Origin of the sequence: Clostridium thailandense (assembly GCF_019207025.1) — a bacterium.
Classification (GTDB): Bacteria; Bacillota; Clostridia; order Clostridiales; family Clostridiaceae; genus Clostridium_AM; species Clostridium_AM thailandense.
Window position 1 is genome coordinate 1 of sequence record NZ_JAEEGC010000225.1, and the last position, 3,046, is coordinate 3,046.

Here is a 3,046-nt window from a genome sequence, read left to right on the forward strand (position 1 = left end):
TTCATTTGTTCTAAAGCAGTACTTACTGCTAGTGTTACATCTTTCTCTTGAATTTTGATACCAGACTCTCTCTTAGGAGGTTCAGCATATTGAGTGCAGCGCGCTTTGGCTTTTTTTACCTCTCCAACTTATTCAGCTGCAGAAATTGGAGAGGTAAAAAAAGCCAAAGCGCGCTGCACTCAATATGCTGAACCTCCTAAGAGAGAGTCTGGTATCAAAATTCAAGAGAAAGATGTAACACTAGCAGTAAGTACTGCTTTAGAACAAATGAAAAAAGATAAGGCAATTTAATTAAGGAGGGAAAATAAAAGTATGAAAGCATTATTGTTCATGGAAACAGATGGGGAAAAAGTACTAGGTGGAAGCCTTGAATTGATTAGTGCAGCTAAGGCATTAGATGCAGAAGGAACAGTTCTTATTGTAGGCAGCCGAGCTGCTGCAGATATGGTAGCTGCTTTTGGAGTTCCTGTTATTTGTATAGACACTGCTTCAGATTGTGATACGGTTACAGCAGTATTGGCAGAAGTTGTTAAGGAACAAAATCCAGAGATCGTTTTATTAGCAAATACAGCGCTAGCTAAAGATATTGCACCACGTATTTCAGGACGTATGGGTTTAGGCTGTGTAAGTGATGTAATAGGAATGAGTAAAACTGATGGTAAAGTTATATATACTAGACCAGCTTATGGTGGTACAGTCTTAGAAAATATCGAAATAGAAGGCACAGCAGTAGTTACAGTTAGAAGTGGAAGTTTTCCAAAACCTGAAGAAGGCTCTAAGGCAGCTATTACAGAGCAAAAAGTAGAAATTCCAGCAGATGCTATTAAGGCAAAAATTATTGATAAGGTAAAGGACATTTGTGAAGCTGTTAACTTGGAGGAAGCAGAAATTATTGTTTCTGGTGGTCGTGGAATGGGAAATGCAGAAAACTTCAAACTTGTTGAAGAATTAGCAAATGTACTTGGCGGCGTGGTAGGTGCCACAAGACCACCAATTGAAGATGGGTGGATTTGTCGTTCACATCAAGTTGGACAATCAGGAAAGATTGTATCACCAAAACTTTATATTGCATGTGGAATTTCTGGAGCAACTCAGCATACATCGGGTATGTCAGGTTCTAATTATATTGTGGCAATTAATAAAGATGAAGAAGCTCCAATTTTTGAAATTGCCGATGTAGGTATAGTTGGAAGTGTAACCGAAATTCTTCCAGTTATGATTGAGGAAATGAAGAAAGCAAAAGAAGAAGCAAAGTAAAATTTTACACTTAGACAGCTATTGAAAAAGCATTTTGAACCCTATTCTAAACCCCATTACAAATCACATAAGTAAAGATAGTATCAAATAATAAGGGAAAAATTATATGATTAAAAAGGTAATGCCTAATTAAAAATGGTATCACCATAAAAATAAAAAATACGAATAAGGGGAATAAAAAATGTTATTTTTAAAGTTTTTAATAGCGATATTACCGATTGTTTGGCTTATGGTTGCATTGAGCAAGTTAAAAATGCCAGCTCATAAAGCCACTTCTATTGCACTTGTTCTTACAGTAATTTTAGCTGTTGGTTTCTGGAAACTGAATGCAGTTTATGCTGCCTCAGCGGTAGTAGAAGGAATACTCAATGCTTTGTGGCCAATTTGTTTAGTTATTGTTGCAGCTTTGTTTGCTTATAATTTGACTTTGCGTACAGGCGCAATGGAATCCATAAAAACAATGCTAGCAGGAGTTTCTATTGACAAAAGAGTTTTGATATTAATTATCGGATGGGGATTTGGCAATTTTATGGAAGGAATGGCAGGGTTCGGCACAGCGGTTGCTATTCCAGCATCTATGCTGGCTGGTCTTGGATTAAATCCATTTGCAGCAGTTATAGCATGCTTGGTTGCTAACAGTACTCCAACTGCATTTGGATCAGTGGGAATACCTCTGGTAACATCTTCAGCAATAACAGGAATTGCATCTCATACACTAGGAGCAAACACAGTATTAATTGAAGTAATTCTTAGTTTCATAAGTCCGTTTATCATGGTGTGTATTATAGGAGGCGGAATAAAGGCCTTAAAAGGAGCATTTCTTATTACATTAATTGCTGCGCTATCATTTGTAGTGCCTTGGTATATTACAGCGACAGTAGTTGGAGCAGAATTGCCAGATATAGTAGGTTCTATTTGTTGTATGATATGTACGGTTATTGCGGCAAAAGTGCTGAATAAAAAACCTCAAGATGAATATTGCATTGAAGCTCAAGATAAAAAAGAAGAGGAAGCTTTGACATTTGGTAAAGCATTACAAGCATGGTGTCCATTTATTTTAATATTCATAATGTTACTGTTTACATCAACTTTATTTCCATCAATTAATCATTTGATTGCAAAATACAAAAGCGTTGCTGTCGTATATGCTGGTAAAGGCGGAGGTAAACTGACTTTTAGTTGGATTAATACACCAGGTGTTATTATTTTTGTTGCTGCAATTATAGGTGGCTTTGTTCAAGGTGCAAAAGTATCAGCAATGTTAGAGGTATTAATTTCTACATTAAAAGCAAACTGGAAAACAATTGTTACAATTTGCTGTGTTATGGCAGTAGCAAAATTAATGGGTTATAGTGGAATGATTTCAGATATTGCAAAACTTTTAGTTGTTGTTACAGGCGGGGCATATCCATTAATCGCTCCATTAATTGGATCTATCGGAGGATTTGTTACAGGTTCGGGTACATCAACAAGTGTTTTATTTGGAGGATTACAGGCACAGACAGCAAAAAATCTTGCTCTTTCTCCAGCATGGATGGTAGCAGGAAATGTTTTGGGAGCAGGTATCGGAAAAATGATTTGTCCTCAAAGTATTGCAATTGGTGCAAGTGCTATTGGCAAATCCGGCTCTGAAAGCAAGATTCTGGGAAGTGTGTTTAAATATTATGTGTTATATGTAGTTATCGGCGGCATAATATGTTTTTTAGGAACATTATTTTAAGGAACATTACCAGATAAGAAAAAAGTTAGAAAGGAATGACTATTATGGCTCAGTATAATCAATTGACAG

The 3,046-nt window shown here is 36.4% G+C and carries 2 protein-coding genes and 2 pseudogenes; 3 read left to right on the forward strand and 1 reads right to left on the reverse strand.

The features are described 5' to 3' along the window. Positions 1-128 (reverse strand): annotated as a pseudogene (locus I6U48_RS30610) (electron transfer flavoprotein subunit beta/FixA family protein); the annotation flags it as partial. Here I6U48_RS30610 and I6U48_RS28815 point away from each other — a divergent pair. From I6U48_RS28815 to I6U48_RS28825, 3 genes and pseudogenes are all read left to right on the forward strand, one after another. Continuing rightward, positions 124-291 (forward strand): annotated as a pseudogene (locus I6U48_RS28815) (electron transfer flavoprotein subunit beta/FixA family protein); the annotation flags it as partial. The pseudogenes I6U48_RS30610 and I6U48_RS28815 overlap by 5 nt on opposite strands. A 21-nt stretch (positions 292-312) precedes the next feature. Beyond that, positions 313-1,257 (forward strand): electron transfer flavoprotein subunit alpha/FixB family protein, encoded by a 945-nt coding sequence (locus I6U48_RS28820; RefSeq protein WP_218323958.1) that lies wholly within the window; start codon positions 313-315, stop codon positions 1,255-1,257. A gap of 181 nt (positions 1,258-1,438) precedes the next feature. Beyond that, a complete protein-coding gene (locus I6U48_RS28825) occupies positions 1,439-2,977 on the forward strand; it encodes an L-lactate permease (protein ID WP_218323959.1) in 1,539 nt (512 codons plus the stop codon). Positions 2,978-3,046: the final 69 nt, after the last annotated feature.

Coding starts and splice junctions, on each gene's coding strand:
- I6U48_RS28820 (WP_218323958.1), top strand. CDS start 313: ATGAAAGCATTATTGTTCATGGAAACAGATGGGGAAAAAGTACTAGGT.
- I6U48_RS28825 (WP_218323959.1), top strand. CDS start 1,439: ATGTTATTTTTAAAGTTTTTAATAGCGATATTACCGATTGTTTGGCTT.